Annotated in this window: 20 protein-coding genes; 13 read left to right on the top strand and 7 right to left on the bottom strand. The window is 59.5% G+C overall.

Annotated elements, in window-relative coordinates; translation table 11 throughout:
• The first annotated feature begins 108 nt into the window (after nucleotides 1-108).
• Nucleotides 109-1,815 carry a potassium/proton antiporter gene (locus HELO_RS09295; protein WP_013332438.1) on the top strand — a complete coding sequence of 569 codons (1,707 nt, stop codon included), beginning with the start codon at nucleotides 109-111 and terminating at the stop codon, nucleotides 1,813-1,815.
• A 56-nt stretch (nucleotides 1,816-1,871) separates the two neighbouring features.
• Here HELO_RS09295 and HELO_RS09290 read toward each other — a convergent pair whose 3' ends face one another.
• Complete coding sequence (locus HELO_RS09290; RefSeq protein WP_013332437.1) at nucleotides 1,872-2,120, bottom strand: GlsB/YeaQ/YmgE family stress response membrane protein; 249 nt, start codon at nucleotides 2,118-2,120, stop codon at nucleotides 1,872-1,874.
• A gap of 218 nt (nucleotides 2,121-2,338) precedes the next feature.
• On the opposite strand from HELO_RS09290, the gene HELO_RS09285 reads away from it, so the two are divergent.
• The gene (locus tag HELO_RS09285) at nucleotides 2,339-3,385 is read left to right on the top strand and encodes a CNNM domain-containing protein (RefSeq protein WP_013332436.1); all 1,047 of its coding nucleotides are present in this window, start codon (nucleotides 2,339-2,341) and stop codon (nucleotides 3,383-3,385) included.
• A gap of 44 nt (nucleotides 3,386-3,429) precedes the next feature.
• Here HELO_RS09285 and HELO_RS09280 read toward each other — a convergent pair whose 3' ends face one another.
• The 3 genes from HELO_RS09280 to HELO_RS19165 all read right to left on the bottom strand — a co-directional run bounded on the left by HELO_RS09280 (nucleotide 3,430) and on the right by HELO_RS19165 (nucleotide 4,739).
• A complete protein-coding gene (locus tag HELO_RS09280) occupies nucleotides 3,430-3,588 on the bottom strand; it encodes a YqaE/Pmp3 family membrane protein (RefSeq protein WP_013332435.1) in 159 nt (52 codons plus the stop codon).
• Between the two features lie 181 nt (nucleotides 3,589-3,769).
• The gene (locus tag HELO_RS09275; protein WP_013332434.1) at nucleotides 3,770-4,396 is read right to left on the bottom strand and encodes a hypothetical protein; all 627 of its coding nucleotides are present in this window, start codon (nucleotides 4,394-4,396) and stop codon (nucleotides 3,770-3,772) included.
• Between the two features lie 25 nt (nucleotides 4,397-4,421).
• Nucleotides 4,422-4,739, bottom strand: a complete 318-nt coding sequence (locus HELO_RS19165; RefSeq protein ID WP_157953416.1) for a hypothetical protein — start codon at nucleotides 4,737-4,739, stop codon at nucleotides 4,422-4,424.
• Between the two features lie 154 nt (nucleotides 4,740-4,893).
• Here HELO_RS19165 and arcD point away from each other — a divergent pair, with 154 nt between their 5' ends.
• The 11 genes from arcD (at nucleotide 4,894) to HELO_RS09220 (ending at nucleotide 17,195) form a co-directional block, all read left to right on the top strand.
• Complete coding sequence (gene arcD, locus HELO_RS09270) at nucleotides 4,894-6,309, top strand: arginine-ornithine antiporter (protein ID WP_013332433.1); 1,416 nt, start codon at nucleotides 4,894-4,896, stop codon at nucleotides 6,307-6,309.
• A 67-nt stretch (nucleotides 6,310-6,376) separates the two neighbouring features.
• Entirely contained in the window at nucleotides 6,377-7,633 is a 1,257-nt protein-coding gene (gene arcA, locus HELO_RS09265; RefSeq protein ID WP_013332432.1) for an arginine deiminase, read from the top strand.
• Between the two features lie 16 nt (nucleotides 7,634-7,649).
• Nucleotides 7,650-8,654: an ornithine carbamoyltransferase gene (locus HELO_RS09260; RefSeq protein WP_013332431.1), complete on the top strand. Its 1,005-nt coding sequence runs from the start codon at nucleotides 7,650-7,652 to the stop codon at nucleotides 8,652-8,654.
• Nucleotides 8,655-8,756: 102 nt separating this feature from the next.
• The gene (arcC, locus tag HELO_RS09255; protein ID WP_013332430.1) at nucleotides 8,757-9,698 is read left to right on the top strand and encodes a carbamate kinase; all 942 of its coding nucleotides are present in this window, start codon (nucleotides 8,757-8,759) and stop codon (nucleotides 9,696-9,698) included.
• A 35-nt stretch (nucleotides 9,699-9,733) separates the two neighbouring features.
• Nucleotides 9,734-11,116, top strand: a complete 1,383-nt coding sequence (locus HELO_RS09250) for a V-type ATP synthase subunit B (protein WP_013332429.1) — start codon at nucleotides 9,734-9,736, stop codon at nucleotides 11,114-11,116.
• The gene (locus HELO_RS09245) at nucleotides 11,067-11,696 is read left to right on the top strand and encodes a V-type ATP synthase subunit D (RefSeq protein WP_013332428.1); all 630 of its coding nucleotides are present in this window, start codon (nucleotides 11,067-11,069) and stop codon (nucleotides 11,694-11,696) included. Before HELO_RS09250 ends, HELO_RS09245 begins: the two co-directional genes overlap by 50 nt.
• Nucleotides 11,693-13,498 carry a V-type ATP synthase subunit I gene (locus tag HELO_RS09240; RefSeq protein ID WP_013332427.1) on the top strand — a complete coding sequence of 602 codons (1,806 nt, stop codon included), beginning with the start codon at nucleotides 11,693-11,695 and terminating at the stop codon, nucleotides 13,496-13,498. The genes HELO_RS09245 and HELO_RS09240 overlap by 4 nt, the downstream gene beginning before the upstream one ends.
• Nucleotides 13,486-13,932: an ATP synthase subunit C gene (locus HELO_RS09235; protein ID WP_013332426.1), complete on the top strand. Its 447-nt coding sequence runs from the start codon at nucleotides 13,486-13,488 to the stop codon at nucleotides 13,930-13,932. Before HELO_RS09240 ends, HELO_RS09235 begins: the two co-directional genes overlap by 13 nt.
• Before the next feature lie 25 nt (nucleotides 13,933-13,957).
• Entirely contained in the window at nucleotides 13,958-14,632 is a 675-nt protein-coding gene (locus tag HELO_RS09230) for a hypothetical protein (protein WP_013332425.1), read from the top strand.
• Nucleotides 14,629-15,330, top strand: a complete 702-nt coding sequence (locus HELO_RS09225; RefSeq protein WP_146747522.1) for a hypothetical protein — start codon at nucleotides 14,629-14,631, stop codon at nucleotides 15,328-15,330. The genes HELO_RS09230 and HELO_RS09225 overlap by 4 nt, the downstream gene beginning before the upstream one ends.
• Nucleotides 15,327-17,195, top strand: a complete 1,869-nt coding sequence (locus HELO_RS09220; RefSeq protein ID WP_225884610.1) for a V-type ATP synthase subunit A — start codon at nucleotides 15,327-15,329, stop codon at nucleotides 17,193-17,195. The genes HELO_RS09225 and HELO_RS09220 overlap by 4 nt, the downstream gene beginning before the upstream one ends.
• 412 nt (nucleotides 17,196-17,607) lie before the next feature.
• On the opposite strand, the gene HELO_RS09215 is transcribed toward HELO_RS09220, so the two are convergent.
• The 3 genes from HELO_RS09215 to HELO_RS09205 all read right to left on the bottom strand — a co-directional run bounded on the left by HELO_RS09215 (nucleotide 17,608) and on the right by HELO_RS09205 (nucleotide 20,967).
• Nucleotides 17,608-18,498: a Hint domain-containing protein gene (locus HELO_RS09215; protein ID WP_232519630.1), complete on the bottom strand. Its 891-nt coding sequence runs from the start codon at nucleotides 18,496-18,498 to the stop codon at nucleotides 17,608-17,610.
• Between the two features lie 1,222 nt (nucleotides 18,499-19,720).
• Nucleotides 19,721-20,749, bottom strand: coding sequence for a tyrosine-type recombinase/integrase (locus HELO_RS09210; protein WP_013332421.1), 1,029 nt, complete (start codon nucleotides 20,747-20,749; stop codon nucleotides 19,721-19,723).
• The gene (locus HELO_RS09205) at nucleotides 20,746-20,967 is read right to left on the bottom strand and encodes a DUF4224 domain-containing protein (RefSeq protein WP_198410729.1); all 222 of its coding nucleotides are present in this window, start codon (nucleotides 20,965-20,967) and stop codon (nucleotides 20,746-20,748) included. Before HELO_RS09205 ends, HELO_RS09210 begins: the two co-directional genes overlap by 4 nt.
• Nucleotides 20,968-20,979: the final 12 nt, after the last annotated feature.

Raw genomic sequence — 20,979 nt, 5'->3', positions numbered from 1 at the left:
GCTAGTCTATCGGCGCCGGCCGGTGCCTGGCCAGTATCGGTTGGGCCGGCATCGCGGCATGATAGATGGTCATGAGACAATCAATTTTCATCTCCCAGGGTAGGGCGCATGGATTCGATCAATACCCTTTTTCTGCTCAGTGGTTTTCTCATTGCCTTGAGTATTCTCGCCAGCCGGCTGTCGACGCTGGTAGGAGTGCCATTGCTGCTGATCTTTCTCGGCCTTGGCATGCTGGCCGGCGAAGAAGGCGTCCTGGGGATCCAGTTCGATGACTATGCACTGGCCTTTGTGATTGGCCATCTCGCCCTGGCGATGATTCTTCTGGATGGCGGCCTGCGTACTCGACTGAAGACGTTCCGCGTCGGTTTCAAGCCGGCCTTGAGCCTGGCGACTCTGGGGGTCTTGCTGACCAGCGGCCTGGTAGGCGGCATCGCCATGCTGGTCTTCGATCTGACGCCGCTGCAGGGATTGCTGGTCGGGGCCATCGTCGGCTCCACCGATGCGGCGGCAGTGTTCTCGATGCTCGGCGGGCGAGGCATCAACCTCAATGAGCGGGTTGGCGCGACGCTGGAAATCGAGTCGGGCACCAACGACCCGATGGCCATCTTCCTGACACTGATGCTGGTGGAGACATTGGCCGGCGATATCGGTGGCGTCTGGGAGACCGGGCTGTTCTTCGTTCAGCAGTTCGGCCTGGGCATCGTCATCGGCATCGGGGCCGGTTGGGTCGCCGGACGCCTGTTGAGCTGGCTGGACCTGGAGCCCGGTCTCTATTCGTTGCTGGCGCTGGCGCTTGGCTTCTGTGTCTTCGGTGTCACCAGTGCCCTGGGCGGGAGCGGTTTCCTGGCGATCTATCTCACCGGCTTGATGATCGGCAATCGACCGGGGCGGCATCTCAACTTCATTCTGCCGGTGCACGATGGCTTGGCCTGGTTGAGCCAGATTGGCCTGTTCCTGGTGCTTGGGCTGTTGGTCACGCCCAGCGAGATGCTCGAATACGCCTTTCCCGCCACCCTGGTGGCGCTGGCGTTGATCTTCGTGGCGCGGCCGCTGGCCGTGCTGATTTCCATCAAGCCATTCTTTCGTTTCCGCTGGCGTGAAGTCGTCTTCATCGCCTGGGTGGGGCTGCGAGGAGCGGTGCCGATCGTGCTGGCGATCTTCCCGGTGATCGGCGGGGTCGAGAATGCCTCTTTGTACTTCAATGTCGCTTTCGCGGTGGTGTTGCTGTCGCTGCTCATCCAGGGAGGAACCCTGCCATGGATGGCCCGGCGCATGCGGGTGCTGCTGCCGCCCATGGTCACGCCCAACCGGCGTGGGCCCTTGGGCATTCAGGCCGAAAACGATTTCGAGATGTTCGTCTATGAAGTGGAGAACAGTGATCTCGAGGACGTGCCGATTCGGTTGCTGCGTTTTCCTTCCGGCGCCTTGATCGCCTCGTTGTTCCGTGATGGCGTGATGTTGCACCCCAAGGGCTCTACCCAATTGCGTCGGGGCGATGTGCTCTGCGTGATCGGGCGTACCGATGACTTGCCGGCGCTCAACAAGCTGTTCAATGGTGACGCCAGGCTGCGCCGCGAGAAGGCCTTCTTCGGCACCTTCACCTTCTCCGGCGAGGTGCTCATGGGCGATATCGCCGATGCCTACGGGTTGACGCTCAGCCCTGGAGAACAGGACATGACGCTGGCGGACTTCCTCTCGCTACGCGTGGGTGGGCATCCGGTGGTGGGCGACGATGTCGACTGGCACGGTATTCACTGGGTGGTCAGTGAGATGGAGGGCAATCGGGTGACCCAGGTGGGGCTGAGACTCTACTGAAGAACGTTCGCTGGAAGCTGAAAGAAGAGGCCGGCATTGGCCGGCCTCGGGTGGTCCTACTTGACGACCTTGTTGTAGATGAAGAGCACTACCAGTGCACCGATGATGGCGATCACGAAGCTGCCGATATTGAAGCCATCCACCTGGCCCATGCCCAGCAGAGTGCTGACCCAGCCACCCACCACGGCGCCGACGATGCCCAGGATGCACGTCAGGATGATGCCCCCGCCATCCTTGCCTGGCATGAGGAATTTGGCCGCGATACCGGCGATGAGGCCAAAGATGATCCAAGAAATGATGCCCATACGATCCTCCTGATCCGTTGACGTAGGCTTGCCATATCAGCGATTGGCGAGATTAGTCTGGCCGACCGAGGTGGCACTGTCCATGTCGGTATTGCGTGTCTCCCGTCAACGAATGTCACATTTCCGGGGCTCTTGGTCCATTGCCTGGCCATGAGGGATGGGAGATGATTGATCGGCCCCATCCGGTGGTGTTGCGGTGACATTTCCTTCGAGGCCTCATGATACTGCTGACTCTCTTTGCCCTTGTTGCCATCGGCATTTCCTTTCTCTGTTCGCTGCTCGAGGCAGCACTTTTATCCATGACGCCAAGCTATGTGGCGCAACTGCGCGACTCCCGGCCCAGGTTGCATCGACGGTTGTCACGCTTGAAACAGAACATCGACCAGCCGTTGTCGGCGATCCTGACGCTCAATACCGTGGCTCACACCGTCGGGGCCACGGGGGTGGGGGCGCAGGTCACAGTGGTGTTCGGTGAGGCCTGGCTGGGCGTGGCCTCGGCGATGATGACGCTGCTCATTCTGGTGCTGTCCGAGATCATTCCCAAGACCATCGGTGCCACCTACTGGCGTCCGCTGACGGGGTTCACCGCGCCGGTGCTGGAGGGAATGGTCTGGCTGCTCAAACCCTTCGTCTGGCTCTCCGAGCTCATCACGCGACGCATTTCCCGGGAAGTCGATGACACCGACATGCGCGGCGAAATCAAGGCGCTGGCGCAGATCGGACATGAGGCGCAGGCGCTGGATGCCGATGAGGCCCGGGTGATCACCAATATCCTCAACCTCCATGAGATCGACGTGCGCAGCGTGATGACGCCACGTACTGTATGCATGGCCGTCAAGCCGCAGATGACCGTGGCCGAGTTCAACGAGACCCTGGGAGATGCCGCCTTCACGCGCTTTCCCGTCATGGATGGCGGTGAACGAGCCATGGGCTATGTACACAAGGCGGATACCTGTCAGGCCGACGCCGAGGCGACCCTGAAGTCGCTGATGCACCCGATCAAGTCGGTGGCCGCCGAGGATAGTGTCGAGCGAGTGTTCACGATGATGGTGGCCGACAAGCATCATCTTTGTGTCGTCTACGATGACCGAGGCACCTGGTTAGGGCTGATCAGTCTGGAGGATGTGATCGAGACGATCATCGGGCAGGACATCGTCGATGAAACCGACAATGTGGCCAATCTGCGCAAGTATGCCAAGCAACGCTGGACCAAGAACTTGCGTCGGCAACCGGAGCGAGAAGGTTCGCCGGAACCCCCGTCTTGATGAAACGACCGCGGCCCCTTGGAAGGGGCCGCGGTCGTTTTCTGCTATCGCTTGGCGATGATCCAGACCGCATGCACGATGCCCGGGATATAGCCCAGGATCGTCAACAGGATGTTCACCCAGAAGTGCAGGCCGAAGCCGACCTGGAGAAAGACGCCCACGGGCGGCAGGATGATGGCAAGAATGATGCGGATGATGTCCATTTCTATCCCTCGGTGATGAAGCTGAGCTGGTGGGGGAGTGTCCTCCGACACCCGACATTGTCGCCCGCCACCATCATTATGTTTGAACCCGGCGGCGTCAATGCAGTAGAAGCGTCATGTCGACTCCACCTCGGCATCAGGTCTTGTACGCAAAGTCGACGAGGCACTTTTCATACAGACCCTAGCGGTCCAGATAGGTGCGATAGAGCGCCGACATCCTCCTGCGATCGAACCAGTTGCGATGCTGCCGTGTCTCCAGGTGGGCCGGTGTCGCCTGGCCATCGTCATCGAACACGAACTGGCGGCTGGCGCCCATGATGCCGGGGGCCGAGCTGTAGATATACAGCACGAGAAGCTCGAGCACATAAGGGGCATCCCCGTCGCGGCACAGCGTCGAGCGGTCCTCTATGGGGGCCTGTCGCGCACGGTTCACCAGGTGCCGGATCTCGCCGGCATCGATATAACCTCCCGATGACAACGGACCTTGCAGGGTGCCGCCCTGCAACGATGCGGGAGTTGCTTCGTCTTCCTCTCGCTCCATTTCCGACACCGTGCAGCATCTGACTCCCTCGCGGCTATGCAAGCGGGCATGGGCCGACTCGATATGGATGTGCTCGGCGCTCATGTTGCTGATCAGGCAACGCCCCTTCATCGACAGCCCCATGACCTGGTTGATGACGACCTTGGGCCGGCGTTGCCGGATGTATCCCGCCATCAACATTTGCGCATAGAAAATCCACACCATAAGTGTCGCGACACTCGTGACAACCTGCAGAAAACTGCTGTGCTGGCTAATCCATTCGATCATGCTGAGAGCTCCTTTTCATTCGTTCTCACGATAAATTACTTGGCATTTTGTCAGCGTATGCCTCCATAGACATTTCCCATGACCATAGCGAATCGAAGTCATTTCTTGAACCAATGCGGTGCATGATTTTGATCAATGGCAGTGCAATTTTGGGGCGTTGAAGTCTTGAATTGGGCTGCAGTATGAAAATCTGACCATGTCGTATCTTGAGAGTTTCTGTCAGGTAATGGACAAATGATTTTTCTGGCAGCGATGCCGCGAGGATAGAAACAAGGTAAGGTTTGTTGTTTTTATATCGTGATGATTTTGTTGCAATTTTATTTTTATGTTCATCATTTGACATATCTGGAAATATCCTCTAATACTAACGTTTAATCATCCTGTAGCCATTCCGTCGGCAGGCTCGGTTTGTATTGGCTATTGGTATCCATTAAGTGGTATTGGCCGTATCCATTAAGTGGTATTGAAGAAGAGATACCAGGACAGGAGAAGGGGTCATGGCGAAGTTGGGATTCAGTGCTTTGACGGCGTTGGTCGTCGGTTCCATGATTGGTGGCGGGATTTTTTCATTGCCTCAAAACATGGCGGTCAGTGCGGGAGCCGGCGCCGTATTGATCGGCTGGGCCATTACGGCTGTCGGCATGTTGACGCTTGCCTTCGTGTTCCAAACTCTGGCCAACCGTAAGCCGGAGCTGGATGGCGGTATTTATGCCTATGCCAAGGCGGGGTTTGGCGACTACATGGGCTTTTCCTCGGCCTGGGGGTACTGGATGAGTGCCTGGTTGGGCAACGTCAGTTATTTCGTGCTGCTGTTCAGTACCTTGGGAATATTCTTCCCGATATTCGGAGAAGGAAACACCTTGACCGCCATCGTGTGCGCCTCGCTATTGCTCTGGGGCGTGCACTTCCTGGTACTGAGGGGCATCAAGGAAGCGGCCTTCATCAACCTGATCACGACGATAGCCAAGCTGGTACCGCTGGTGCTGTTCATCGTGATCACCGCCATTTCATTCGACGTCGGTCTCTTCACGCAGGATTTCTGGGGCCACGCTGAGCTGGACATGGGCAGTGTGGCGGACCAGGTGCGTAACATGATGCTGGTCACCGTCTGGGTCTTCATCGGCATCGAGGGGGCCAGTGTCTTCTCGGCCCGAGCCGAGAAGCGTCGGGATGTCGGACGGGCCACCGTGACGGGCTTTTTGTTCGTGCTGCTGATGCTGGTGCTGGTCAATGTGCTGTCGATGGGCGTCATGTCGCAGCCCCAGCTGGCCAGTCTCAGCAATCCCTCGATGGCAGGTGTGCTGGAGCATGTCGTCGGCCGCTGGGGGGCCATCCTCATCGGCGTCGGGCTTGTCGTATCGCTGGCGGGGGCATTGCTGTCATGGACGCTGCTGTGCGCCGAGATTCTCTACACCACTGCTTCGGATCACACCATGCCGGCCTTCCTGCGCAAGCAGAACGGCAACGGGGTCCCTGTCAATGCGCTCTGGTTGTCCAACGGTCTGATTCAGTTGTTCCTGATCATCACACTGTTCAATGAGTCGACCTACCTGAGCCTGTTCTACCTCGCCACCTCGATGATTCTGGTGCCTTATTTCTGGTCGGCGGCTTATGGACTGCTGCTGGCGGGCAAGGGAGAGAGCTATGAAACGCAGCCCGGAAAACGCCGCAGTGACCTGATCATCGCGCTGATCGCCACGCTGTATGCCATCTGGCTGGTCTATGCCAGCGGCATCCAATACATATTGCTTTCGGCACTGCTGTATGCGCCGGGGGCGTTGCTCTTCGCCAAGGCCAAGCGGGAGGTCGGTGCCACGATCTTCACCGGCATCGAAAAGCTGATTTTCCTGGCCGTGCTGATTGGTGCCGCCGCGGCGATATATGGCCTGTACAGCGGCATGCTGACGCTTTGAGGCGTTGCCGGCCAAGTTCTCGAAAATCCTTCGAGTTAGAGAAGCAAACCGATAATGGGAGAGTGTCATGTCGGCGGAAAAACCCAAGTATGGCGTCCATTCGGAAGCAGGAAAGCTGCGCAAGGTCATGGTCTGTTCGCCCGGCCTGGCACATCAACGTCTGACGCCAAGCAACTGCGACGATCTGTTGTTCGATGATGTGATGTGGGTCAACCAGGCCAAGCGCGATCATTTCGATTTCGTCACCAAGATGCGGGAGCATGGCGTGGAAGTGCTGGAAATGCACAACATGCTGGCCGAGGTGGCCCAGAACCCCGAGGCGCTGGCCTGGATTCTGGATCGCAAGTTGACTCCCGATCTCGTGGGAGTGGGCATGCAGCGGGAAGTGCGCGCCTGGCTCGAATCCCTGCCTCCCAGACAGATCGCCGAGTTTCTGATCGGTGGCGTTTCCGGCAATGATCTGGCCGGCACCCATGGTGGCGAAATAAGCCGGATGTTCCGCGAGTACCTGGGGCATTCCAGCTTCATCCTGCCGCCCCTGCCCAACACCCTGTTCACTCGCGACACCTCCTGCTGGATTTACGGTGGCGTTTCCCTGAACCCCATGTTCTGGCCGGCACGACGTCAGGAAACCCTGCTCACGGCCGCCATCTATCGTTTCCATCCCGAGTTCACCAAGGCCGACTTCCGGATCTGGTACGGCGATCCGGACAAGGATCATGGCGCCGCCACACTGGAAGGGGGCGATGTCATGCCCATCGGTAATGGTGTGGTGCTGATCGGCATGGGAGAACGTTCGTCCCGGCAGGCCATCGGCCAACTGGCCCAGAACCTGTTCGAGAGTGGCGAGGTCGAGCGCATCATCGTCGCCGGATTGCCCAAGTCCCGTGCTGCCATGCATCTGGATACGGTCTTCAGCTTCTGCGACTACGACCTGGTCACCATCTATCCCGAAGTGGTGCAGAGCATCGTGCCTTTCAGCCTGCGGCCGGACGAGTCCAAGCCTGGCGGCATCGATCTGCGGCACGAGCCGGGCGGTTTCCTCAAGGTCGTTGCCGAGGCACTGGGGCTCGAGGAGTTGCGGGTCGTCGAAACGGGCGGCGATGTCTATGCCTCGGAGCGCGAGCAGTGGGATGACGGCAACAATGTGGTGGCGTTGAAGCCCGGTGTGGTGATCGGCTACGACCGTAACGTCTCGACCAATACCTTGCTGCGCAAGGCAGGGGTGGAAGTCATCACGATCAGTGCCAGCGAGCTGGGCCGAGGGCGCGGCGGAGGCCACTGCATGACCTGTCCGATCGTGCGCGATCCCATCGACTACTGAACGAGGAAATCCTGACATGGCTTTCAACCTGCACAATCGCCACCTGCTGAGCCTGGCGAGTCACTCCGAACGGGAGCTTCGCTATCTGCTCGATCTGTCACGCGATCTCAAGCGGGCCAAATATTCGGGTACGGAGCAGCGTCGGCTGACAGGCAAGAACATCGCCTTGATCTTCGAGAAGACGTCGACTCGAACCCGCTGTGCCTTTGAGGTGGCGGCCTATGATCAGGGCGCCAATGTGACCTACATCGACCCGAATTCGTCGCAGATCGGTCACAAGGAGAGCATGAAGGACACGGCCCGGGTATTGGGGCGCTTCTATGACGCCATCGAGTATCGTGGCTTCAGCCAGCAGATCGTCGAAGAGCTGGCCGAGTATGCCGGGGTTCCGGTCTACAACGGCCTGACCGACGAGTACCACCCGACCCAGATGCTGGCCGACGTGATGACCATGATCGAATACAGCGACAAGCCGCTGCATGAAATTGCCTACGCCTACCTGGGCGATGCGCGTAACAACATGGGCAACTCATTGCTCCTGGTGGGAGCCAAGCTGGGCATGGACGTGCGAATCGCCGCCCCCAAGGCGCTCTGGCCGCACCAGGAGCATGTCGATCTTTGCCAGCGCTTCGCCGCCGAAAGTGGCGCACGTATCACCCTGACCGAGGATGCGAGCGAAGCCGTGAAGGGCGTCGACTTCATTCATACCGATGTCTGGGTCTCCATGGGCGAGCCGGTGGAAGCCTGGGGCGAGCGGATCTCACAGCTATTGCCCTACCAGGTCAACAGCGCCCTGCTGGAACAGAGCGGCAATCCCCGCGTGAAGTTCATGCATTGCCTGCCGGCCTTTCACAATACCGAGACCAAGGTCGGCAAGCAGATTGCCGAGCAGTATCCGGATCTGGCCAATGGCATTGAAGTCACCGAGGACGTCTTCGAATCTCCCGCCTGCATTGCCTTCGAGCAGGCCGAGAATCGCATGCATAGCATCAAGGCGGTGCTGGTCTCTTCGCTGGGCTGACTGTGGAAGCGCGTGTCCGCGGCCGAGGTGAGCCTGTCTCTTCGAGGTAATGGGGGATGGGCTCGAGGGAAGGAAAACGTGGTTCCTTCAAGGAGATAACAAGTGCGAATTGTCATCGCTCTAGGGGGCAATGCCCTGTTGCGACGCGGCGAGGCCATGACGGCCGAGGCTCAGCGAGGGAATGTCCGAGCCGCCTGTGAGCAGATCGCTCGCGTCGTGGAAGGCAATGAGTTGGTCATTGCACATGGCAATGGCCCCCAGGTCGGCCTGTTGGCCCTGCAGAGTGCCGCCTACACGGATGTCAGCCCTTATCCGCTGGATGTGCTGGGTGCCCAGACCGAAGGCATGATCGGCTACGTGATCGAGCAGGAACTGGGCAACCTGCTGCCGTTCGAACAGCCCTTCGCCACTTTGTTGACGCAGGTGGAGGTGGATGCCGAGGATCCGGCGTTTCAGTCGCCCACCAAACCGATCGGTCCCGTATATAGCCGGGAAGAGGCCGAGCGCCTGGCGAGCGAGAAAGGGTGGAGCATCCGCCCGGATGGCGACAAGTTCCGTCGTGTGGTTCCGAGCCCCGAGCCCAAGCACATCTTCGAGATTCGACCGGTCAAGTGGTTGCTCGAGCAGGGCACCATCGTCATCTGTGCCGGCGGTGGCGGCATCCCCACGGTGCATGACGAGAGCGGGCGTCTGGTGGGCGTGGAAGCCGTTATCGACAAGGATCTGTGTTCCGCGCTGTTGGCTCAGCAGCTCGATGCCGACCTGCTGGTGATTGCCACGGACGTGGATGCCGTCTATCTCGATTGGGGACAGCCGACTCAACGCGCCATCGCCACCGCATCGCCGGACATGATGGACGAATTCGAGTTTGCCGCCGGCTCCATGGGGCCCAAGGTCGAGGCGGCTTGCCGCTTTGCGCGTCATGCCGGCAAGACGGCCGTCATCGGCTCGCTGGAAGATATTGGGGCGATCGTCGCCGGGGAGGACGCCGGTACCCGAATTTCCACCTCGATACGCGAGATCGGCTACCGTCAGGGAAACTAGACAGGCGACAGCGGTATCAGGGAGGGACCTTCTACATGACACGAGCATCGACATCCTTTCGCGGCATTCTCTCCATCGTGGGGGATATCGTCGAGGTTGATGCCAGTATCGCCCGGCGGTTGGGGATCGTGCCGCGGAATCAGGAACTGGCGATGGTCGAGCAGGATGGTCGGCCCTTTTCGCTGGCGCAGGTGGCGCGTATCGATCGCGAGAGGGTTTCGTTGAAGGTCTTTACCGGGACCCAGGGGCTGTCCAACCGGGCGCAGGTGCGCTTTCTCGGCGAGATGATGCAGGCGATCTATTCGACCAATATCTTCGGTCGGGTCTTCAACGGCTCCGGGCAGGCGATGGATTTCGGTCCTGCTCTGGAAGAGGATCCCAGGGTCGAGATCAGCGGACCCACCGTCAATCCGATGGCCCGCATCCTGGCCTCCCGCATGATTCGTACCGATATTCCGATGATCGATGTCTTCAACTGTCTGGTGGAGAGCCAGAAGATCCCGATCTTTTCGGTGGCGGGGGAGCCGCACAATGCGCTGCTCTCGAGAATCGCCGTCCAGGCCGATGCCGATGTCGTGGTCTTCGGGGGTATCGGCTTGATCTATGACGACTTCCATACCTTTCGCAAGGCCTTCGAGGATGCCGGGATACTGTCGCGCAGCGTGATGTTTGCCAACCTGGCCTCCGATCCGGTGGTCGAGCGCACCATGATTCCCGATCTGGCGCTGGCGGTGGCCGAGCGCCTGGCGGTGGAAGAGGGCAAACGGGTCCTGGTGCTGCTCTCCGACATGACCGCCTTTGCCGATGCTCTCAAGGAACTCGGCATTGCCATGGAGCACATACCGTCCAACCGGGGCTACATGGGCGATCTGTACTCGCAGCTCGCGCGTCGTTACGAAAAGGCCTGCGACTTCAAGGGAGCGGGGTCGGTCACCATTCTCGCCGTGACCACCATGCCCGGCGGCGACGTCACCCACCCGGTTCCCGACAACACCGGCTACATCACCGAGGGGCAGTTCTACCTCCACGATGGGGTTCTGGATCCCTTCGGCTCCCTGTCGCGACTCAAGCAGCATGTGATCGGCAAGCAGACGCGCGAGGATCATGGCCAGATCATGAACACCATGATCCGTTACTACGCCGAAGGTATCGAAGCCGAACAGAAGCAGGCCATGGCCTTCGAACTCTCTCCCTTCGATCACAAGCTGCTGCGCTTTGCGCGCCGCTTCCGCGAGAGATTCATGGACCTGAACGTCCGTATGCCGCTGGAGGCGGCGCTGGATGCCTGCTGGGCACTGCTTGCCGAATGCTTCTCGCGCGACGAGATCGTCATCAAGCAATCAATGAAGGAGACCTACTGGCCCGATCATGTGGACACGAACGCCGACGCTGAACAAGAGCTCGCTAAGCCGTCTTAAGCAGCAGCGCAAGCTCTACCAGCGCTATCTGCCGGCGCTGGAAATGAAACAGCGCATGCTCCTGATGCTGCGCAAGCGGGCCAGGGCCAGCCTGGGCGAGATCGAGCGCCGGATGGCGGACCTGCTCGAGGAAGTGGGTGTGGAGTTGTCGATGCTGGCCGATGAGGGGCCGCTGCCCGAGGTTCCGCTCGAGGTCAGCGAGATCCGGGTCGTCGAGGAGAACCTCGTCGGTGTCGTACTGCCTCGACTCGAGGGTATCGAGATCGAGCGTCAGGCGTATGGGCTGTTGAGCGAGGCACATTGGATGACACAGTTGATCGAGCGCAGCGAAGCCATGCTGCGATTGCGGATCGAACGTCAGGTGGTGTCGCGCCGGCTGGCGTTGCTCGAAGAAGCCAGCCGCACGGTGACACAGCGGGTGAACCTGTTCTCCAAGGTGATGATTCCCACCGTGGACAAGCAGATCGCTCGCATCGATCTATATCTGGCCGATCAGGAACGGGCGGCCGTGGTGCGCTCGAAGCTGGCCAAGCAGAAACACGCCCCAGCCGGTCCAGCCTCAGGGGGATCCGCAGAATGACCATCGTCGCCATGCGCCGGGCCACCCTGATCGGCAGGCGCGAGGACAAGCACCGGGTTCTGTCGCGACTGCAGGAGCTCGGTCTCGTGCATGTCGATACCGGCCAGGTCAGCAGTGGCGAGCCCCACCGCGATCATGTACGACTGCTGGAGGCGCTGGAGTACCTTCTGGACTGTCCGCTGCGTCGACGCCTTCATCGGCTGGAGGAGCGACCGGAGCTCGGGGCTCTGCTCGATGAGATCGAACACAACCGCAGCCGACGGGAACGGCTTCATGATCGCCGCACCCTGCTTCATCGCCACCGTGCCGAGCTGGCGCCCTGGGGCGAATTCGAGTTCACGCCGCTCGAGGAGATTGGCGGGCAGCGGCTGTGGTTCTATCTGGTGCCGTTGAGCCAGCGCCATGCCATCGAGGCCATCGAGCTTCCCAGGATGGTGGTCAATCGTGACCATCGCCATCTCTATCTGGTGGTGATCTCGCCCACTGAGCCTCCGGCCGAGCAGGTGCCCTTCGAGCGTTCCCATACCGGAGGCTTGTCGCTCAAGTCCATACGCGAGGAAGAAGCGGCTCTCGAGACGTCGCTGGAACAGCTCGAGGCCGAGCGTTATCTGCTGACCCAGTGGATCCACTTCCTGGCCAGCCGTGTCGCGGCGGCCAGCAATGCCGATGAGCTGGGGCGCGTGGAGATGGTGACGCGGGATGACGATGCCTTGTTCCTGCTGGATGTCTGGGTGCCCGAGGCGGCTGTGGCGCAGTTGGAGGCGCTGTGCGATGAAAGTCGCCTCGCGGTGGTCCATGGCCCGCCGGCACCACGGGAAGAACCGCCGGTATTGCTCGAGAATCCCGAGTGGGGGGCTGGAGGCGAGGAAGCGTTGAAGTTCTTTCAGTTGCCGGGCTATCGCAGTTGGGACCCCTCGCTGATGGTGTTCTTCTCGTTCGTGCTGTTCTTCGCGGTCATCCTGGCCGACGCCGGTTATGCCCTGGTGGTCGGGCTGGCCTGTTGGCTGGCGCGCCGCCGCTGGGGTGCCTCTCGCGTTGGCCGACGGCTGACTGGCCTGGGGCTGGCCATGAGCGGTGCGGCGCTGGTCTACGGCGTGGTCGTCGGCAGCTATTTTGGCGTTACGCCACCGCCGGGTTCATGGTTGGGCAGCTTGCACCTGCTCGACATGGAAGATTTCCAGAACATGATGACGTTATCGATCGGTGTCGGGGTGCTGCATCTGATGCTGGCCAATGGTCTGGCGGCCTGGAATGTCAGGACGCGCTGGCGCGCACTGGGTTATATCGGCTGGGTGCTCATTCTGGCCAGTGGTTTCCTAACCTGGCGTGCGACACAACAGCCCGTTCCCGCGCCGCTGCCCGGCATCCCCTGGACCTATGGGCTGATACTGGGCGTGCTGTTGGTGCTGGGGTTCTCGGGCGATGGACCCTTCGATAGCTGGCGCCATCGCCTGATGCACTTCATGCGGGGACTGACGTCGCTGGGCGAGCTGGCACAGGCCTTCGGCAATGCGCTGAGCTACATGCGCCTGTTCGCCCTGGGGCTGTCGAGCGCCTCCATGGCTGTCACCTTCAATCATCTGGCGGTGCAGGCGCGTGACGGCCTGGATGGAGGCGGCACGCTGGCCTTCCTGCTGATTCTGTTGCTGGGGCACGGGCTCAACTTCGCACTGGCCCTGATGGGCGGTGTGGTGCATGGCCTGCGCCTGAACCTGATCGAGTTTCTGCGCTGGGGGGTACATGGCGAAGGCCGACCCTATCGTGCGTTCGCCAACAAGGAGGAGTCCACGTGGATCAAGTGATTCTGTTGCTCGGATGGATGGGAATCTATGCCCCGGTGGCATTGGGCACGATCGGCAGTTCGATCGGCTGTACCCTGGCGGGGCAGGCCGCCGCGGGGGCCATGCTCGATATCGAGAGCGGATACGGCAAGTACATCGGTATTGCCGCCATGCCGTCGACCCAGGCGATTCTGGGCATCGTCATCATGTTCACCCTCAATCGCGACGTGACGCCGGAAAACGCTGCCGGCCTGGCGGCCATCGGGCTGCTGGCCGGCATCGCCATGCTGCTCAATGGCCTCTATCAGGGCCGCTGTCTGGTCAGCGCCATCGATGCCTCCAAGCACAAGCCGGAAGTCTTCGGCCTCTCGCTGGCGCCCGCAGCGATCGTCGAGGGCTTTGCCGTGTTCACCTTCGTGTTCGCCCTGGTGCTGGCCGGTTCTCTGCCCAACTGATTCTCTGCTCAACTGAGGTGCTGCCATGAGTTCTCTCGAGGAAACCAACCGTCACGGCATCCAGTCATTGATCGATGATCTGCGCGAGCAAGGAGTCGAGGCAGGGCGACAAGAGGCCACCCAGATCGTCGACGACGCTCGGAAGCGGGCCGATTGGTTGGTCAGCCAGGCCGAAGATGAAGCGGCTCGGATACGTGCCGAGGCGCAGGCGGAGGCCGAGACGATCCGTTCGTCTGGCCGCCAGGCACTGGAACTGGCCTATCGCGACCTGTGCCTCGGAGCCAAGGACACCTTTGCCAGGCAGTTTGCCAGCGAGCTGAACGCCCTTGTGCAGCGGTCGCTGGAATCCCCGGACATGCTCTCGCGGCTGGTTCTCGAGGTGGCCGGCCGCGAGCGACTCGAAGAGGGGCTCAAGGGCGAGGCGCTGTTGCCCGAGAAGGTGGTCGGGCTGGAGGAGCTGCGGGCCGACCCGAGGGCGCTGCATGAAGGCGCCTTGCCATCTCTGTTGGGAGAAGTCGCCAGGAGCATGCTCGAGCGTGGCATCAGCCTCAAGGCCGACAGGTCCGTCGAGGCCGGCGTGCGCTTCCGGCTGGAGAACGGCAAGGTCGAGGTGGATCTGACCGACGAGGCGATCGCCGACATGCTGCTTCGTCACTTGCAGCCCCGTTTTCGTGCCCTGCTGGAAGGGGTCGTCAGTTGATGACCTTCAAGGCCTATCGCTATACCACCTTGCTGACGTCGCTGCCGCATCTGCCGGCACCGTTCCAGCACCAGCGGTTGCCGATCTCGCGGGTTCGGCTCGAGCAGCGCCTCGGGTTGCTCACGGAAGAAGATCGGGGCTGGATCGAACGGCTCGAGCGGCTCGTCGTGCCATATCGACTGGGCCAGTTCGGCGACGATGTCGCGCTGCTCAGAGAGTCGCAACGCCTGCTTGCCCGGCTCGATGCTTCCGGACGACCTCATCGCTGGCTGGAGTGGTGGATGACGCTCAATGGCATGACGGCGGCACTGCGCCTGCGCCAGCGTGGCGGAATCGCACCGGGCACCTTGGCCGAGCTGCCGGCAGTGGGGCGCCAGTTGATTCGCCAGTGGTCCCATCCGCTGTTCCGCCTGGAGAGTCGTCTGCCCTGGCTGGAGACTCTGGCCACCCAGGTCGGCAGGGAGCGTGCCGAGGTGCTGGAACACGCCTTGATCGACATTGCCTGGGCCTATTTCAGCCGTCAGCGGGCCGAACATCCCTATGGCCTGGAGGATGTCATGCTCTATCTCTACCGCTGGTGGCTTCTCGAGCGTGCGATGCCCCGCAATGCCGGGGAGGCGCGCGAGCGCTTCACGCAGTGGGTGGACGCCATTCCCGCCCAGTCGACCGACTTTGTTCCATGGACGAGAGAATCATGACCCAGGATACCGTTGCCTCCATGCCGGCCGCGACGGCGCGCGTCGTCGCGATCAACGAGGATGTGGTCACCATCGAGCTCGATGATGACGCTACGGGCTGTCTGATCAAGAACGAGGTGGTGTACATCTGTCCGCCATCGAGTGTCGATCGGCCGCGTACCTTGCTCAAGGCCGAGGTGCTCAGCGTGAAAGGTAACGAGGCCGAGGCCCAGGTCTACGAGGACACGCGCAATGTCGGCGTAGGGGATCCGGTCATCCAGAGCGGCCAGCAACTGACGGTGGAGCTGGGGCCGGGACTGTTAGGGCAGGTCTATGACGGCTTGCAGAATCCCTTGCCCCGCCTGCTGGAGACGGGGGGGACCTTTCTGCAGCGGGGCCTCGAGGTCCGTGCCCTCGATGACCGACATGAGTGGTCATTCGAGGCCAGGGTGCGCAGCGGCGATGAGGTGATGCCCGGCGACACTCTCGGTGTCGTCCAGGAAGGGCGCTTTAGCCACCGCATCTTCGTGCCGTTTGCGTTGCAGGGCACGTTCAGCGTGGCGTGGATTCAGGCCGGCAGCTTCACCATCGACACCGTGGTGGCTCGCCTGACCGATGAAGCCGGCAATGAGCATCCGATCACCATGACCCAGCGCTGGCCGGTACGCCATCCGCTCAGTCAGGAGCTGGTCAGCCTGGGACGTGCCGAGCGGCGCTATCCCGAGGCGCCGTTGACCACCACCCTTCGGCTGATCGATACCTTCTTCCCTATTGCCAAGGGAGGTACGGCCTGCATCCCGGGGCCGTTCGGGGCGGGCAAGACCGTGCTGCAGAACCTGATCTCGCGGTATTCCGACGTGGATATCGTGATCATCGTGGCCTGTGGCGAGCGAGCCGGCGAGGTGGTGGAAACCATCACCGAATTTCCCCAACTGGCCGATCCGCACACGGGCGGCTCGCTCATGGATCGCACCATCATCGTGTGCAATACCTCTTCGATGCCGGTAGCGGCACGGGAGGCCTCGATCCATACCGGCACCACCCTGGGCGAGTACTATCGGCAGATGGGCTACGATGTGCTGCTGATCGCCGACTCCACCTCGCGCTGGGCGCAGGCCATGCGGGAAACCTCGGGGCGACTCGAGGAAATCCCCGGTGAAGAAGCCTTTCCCGCCTATCTCGAATCGTCGATTCGCAAGCTCTACGAACGTGCGGGAATCCTCGACATGCACGGCGGGCAGTGCGGCAGCCTGACCCTGATCGGCACGGTATCGCCCGCGGGTGGCAACTTCGAGGAACCGGTGACCCAGGGGACCCTGAACACGGTCAAGACATTCCTGGGGTTGAGTTATGACCGTGCCTACAAACGCTTCTATCCGGCGGTGGACCCCCTGATCTCCTGGTCGCGCTACCCCGAACAGCTCTCCGGCTGGTTTCGACGCACCATGGGCGAGCATTGGCAAGCCGATGTCGACCGACTCAAGGCCCTGCTTCACGAGGGCGACGAAATCGAACGCATGATGCAGGTGACCGGGGAAGAAGGCATCAGCGACGCCGACTTCCTCTCTCAGCAGAAGGCCACCCTGGTGGACATGGTGTATCTGCAGCAGGACGCCTTCGACAAGGTGGATGCCTCAACCTCCTTGAACCGACAGAAGGCTGCCATGGCATTGTTGACCCGGATCGTCGATGCGCCGCTGTCCTTCGGCGGCAAGCAAGACATTCGAGATGTCTTCACCCGGCTTACCGACCTGTTCCGTAATCTCAACTATGCCGAGTTCGAGAGTGACAACTATTGGAAAATCCGTCACTCCATCGATGAGCTGCTCAAGCAATATGCCAGGGAAGCATCCCGTACGGCAGCTTATCCCGCGTCAACTCCATGACGCTTTCTGCCAAGGCGCGGGATCAAGTGGCGGCGTGTACGGGCTGGTGACTGGCGGTATCGAGATGAGCCCTGGCTGACGTAGATGATTGGCGGGTGGTAGCCTGAGCAGACGAGAAGGGGGATCGCTTATGGCCTTTCATAATCCGGATCCAAGGATGCGGGCGATAGAGCAACGCAACGCCCAGTCACGCGCCGCGCTGTTTGCCAAGCTGTTTAGCGGGGTATGGCGCCTTCTGCGCAAGGTCACGACCAGGCTATCGCATATCCGGTTGCGTCGGCGTCCTTGAGCAGACACAGAGAGAAGGGTGGAGCATCGAAAGGGCGGAAACGAAGAAGGGAATCAGTCAAGTAGCTGATTCCCTTGGATGTTGACCTGACGAAGGCCGGGCTTTTCTAGTCTTGAAGTCAAGTTACGCGACCTTGAAGGTCTTCTCTTCTATTCCCAGACGTTTGCAAATAGCCTGCGGTAGCAGGCGACGAGCAGAGACTCGATGGTGTGGCATTTCAACTACGCGAGTCTCGTGACCGTAGAGCGCCACATACTCGGTATAATTATCGAATGTCTGGCGATCGACATAGTCGATATAAGTCTCGGCTTCGACGCCGTTGGCCAAGATTACTTCATGGTTTTTCGTCTCAATGTGGTAGTAGGTAACGAGTTCGTTAAGCTCATCCCATGGCATATAGTCGATGGTGCTGCCGTTAACCAATACAGCGGCGTTAATCACCAGTCCATCGATGACCAAGCCATGACCAGCGGTGACCACCAGGTCTTGGTAAGGCTTGCCATCACCTAATGCACCGGCACGGACACGTACCGGCTGGCGATTGGGGTCAGAAGAAGCATTACTTACCGTATGGCGACCCACCCACCTGACAGAAGCGGTTTCGCCGTTGGCTGTTAGAATACTATCGCCGATCTGAAGTGTCTCAACGGCGACTTCACCTTCAAGGGTGGCAACTAATGTGCCGGCGGCAAAACAGTGGACTATTTTGCCACTCGAAATTTTTTCCAGCATTTCTTGAATAGTAGACTGCTCTTCTTGGTTGTCGTAATTCCAGTTTTTAGAGCGTTCGGCAAGATTGCTGGCTGTTTCTTCAATCTCTCCTTGAGTTTTAGCGGCCCGCTTCGCATTTTTAATGTCGCCAGATTTGCTGTAGAGTCGTGATAGTTGCATGGTATTGTTATAATCTGATTGGTAGTCTTGACCATCAATTCCGTCATCAAATTCTTTTATCTTGTTTGTCCAGGCTTTTTTGCTACCAGGTTTGCTGGGGTTCAAGTCGTCAATGCTTATCACTTTGCCATCCTCAGTTAAGTTGTGCGCCTAGGCTCATGTTTTCAGTCATGAGAAAGGGTGTTTTTATAAAGAGAGATGGTCAAGTAAGTGATGGCAAGTATTTTATATTGATAAAGAATGGTCTTCTTGGTTTTTATTTTTATTATTTATATAATAAGTGGTTGTCGCTAATTTCTTACAAGTTGTGTTGGTATTTTTCTATATACATAAGGCGTGGTTCTTTTTTTGTTTCATTTTAGTTGAGGTCACAGCATGCACCTCAAATGTCAGTATCGAGCATTTCTTCCGTCGACCAAGTAGAAGTGAATCCAGACGTAAGTACCATCGGCCAGGTGACAAAGACTATTGGTATCGGTCGGAACTGGCTTTTTCATTCCTGCGTCGCCATGGTCGGATAGATAGTCGCAACGCCCCTATTAGTCAGGCGAAAATCGAAGCTGGCCTGCTGGTGGGAGCACCTGGAAACAGGTCTCCAGGAAAACATTACGGCACTGGCGACCGGGGAGGGACTGGCGAAACTGCAGCGGATGTGGAATCAGGAGAGGGGGCGTGGCATGAGCGACCTTCTCACTATCGCAGATCATATCGATGCGGCCGCGCGTTTCCTGCAATACCTCCAACAGAGCTGGATCCTGAGCACCGGGCGATACTGGACATGTGCGTGCAGGGCTCGGGCTGAGGATTGAGGCCATTCGGTATGCTGACGCGCTACGCTGCGGCCATCGAGATGATCTTGCGAGCATCGTCCCTTACGAGGATATAGACGAACTACTACCCGACGATCTGCTCGACATGTATGTGACCTGCCGGCTATGTCGTGGTTCACCAGGTCGGGTGTTCACAGGCTTGTGCTTGAGGCGGGTTAAGTGTGCGGGCCGAATGTTGTCTTGTCGGCCAATCTTTCAAACTTTCGTCGAAAAACAGTCGTTTATGCACCGGGCCAGCGTCTTCTCTATAACGGGCATCGTTATAGAATCTTGCTTCTGTGGGGGCCGGAAACGAAAAAGGGAACCAGCCATTTAGCTGATTCCCTTGAAGAAGGTGGCGGAGGGACAGGGATTCGAACCCTGGGAAGGCTCGCACCTTCGCCGGTTTTCAAGACCTGCTAGATAAGGTCAGTTTTTCCTTTAGATTCAGCCCTTTATTACAGGGCGGTGCAACAGTGATGCGTTGCACCCGGCTCGTTTTTGCGCATTACCCTAGCGGTTTGGACTGTTTCGCGTTACCCCTCATCGGGGGCGTCAACGAACTCATCCAGACCTAGCGCGGACACCCGAAGCACCTCCTTGGCGCGTAGGTAAACTTCTGTGGTGCGCTTATCACTGTGCTGTAGGTTTGCTTGCACGTCGAGCCCTTGGCTTTGTGCGTCCGTGGCGTGTTTGGCACGAAGATCATGCTCAGTGAATCGCTCGACACCACCCTCTTGGATGGCAAGACGCATACCGTACTGCCAGCGGCTGTGGAACTGGTCCTTGTTGTAGGGCTCGCCGTTGCGTTTGCAGAACAGGGTGGGGCCCTGCTTTCCTCGTGCCAGGTTATCGGCTTGAATCTCTCTTATCAGTTGTCTCAGTTCATCATCCCAGGGGATGACAGCCTGCTTGCTCGCCTTGCTGGTTCTCAGCAGGATGCCGTCAGACTGTAGCTGGTCGAGGCGCAGTCCCAGCATGTCCTTCTGCCGTAGGCCCGTCTTGTACTTCAGCAGGGCATAGCGCCTGACCCAGGGGGAGGTCTGGCGAAGGAATCGTCGGAACTCGTTGTCGGTGACGTATCGGTCACGTGGCCGCAGCTTGAACTTGGTAACCGGGTCTGCGGGGTTGTGCTCGATGACACCCCAGCGTTGGCCATACCGGAATACGTGCTTGAGCAAGGCCAGCTCGTGGTTGGCCTGGGTCTTTGATTGGGCGCCGCGCTTGTCCATGAACGAGTAGATATCATGTACGGTCAGATCTTCCGGCTCGCAATTGCTGAAAACGGCTCGTAGCCGTTTCAACTCCTGCCGGTTCGCACGCTGGGTTTCGGGCGACGGTTTTGCTGGGATGATCTCTGCCTCATAGCGATCGAACAGCCGGCCCATGCCAGCCTGGGGGAAAAGTCTCGGCTCCCACGCCTCGAACTCGGCCAGTGCCTCGGCCTTTGTTGTGCCAAGGCGTATCCAACTCCGGCCTACGAGTGACTTCTGGCGGGCATTGCACATATAGCGCCAGGCCCCTTTGCGCCAGTAGACTCGCGGGATGCCGATCCTCTCCTTCATTGTCCGAGTGCCTCCAGGTTTGGACGTGTCCGTTCTCGCTGCTGAGAGTGCTCGTCGCCACATAAAACCTTCTCAACGTGGCTTCGTCCGACGATCAACTCTCCTGCAGCGTTCGTCTTCCAGCGAATGCCCATAGCGGTGAGGGTTTCGCTTTGTTCCTTCCGGCGTTTGCGACCGGTCAGTTCTTCTAGTTCCTCGCTGGTCAGGAACAACCTCATCGTCATACCTCC

It is taken from the genome of Halomonas elongata DSM 2581 (assembly GCF_000196875.2).
Taxonomy (GTDB): domain Bacteria; phylum Pseudomonadota; class Gammaproteobacteria; order Pseudomonadales; family Halomonadaceae; genus Halomonas; species Halomonas elongata.
This window is presented reverse-complemented; position numbering and strand designations above follow the sequence as displayed.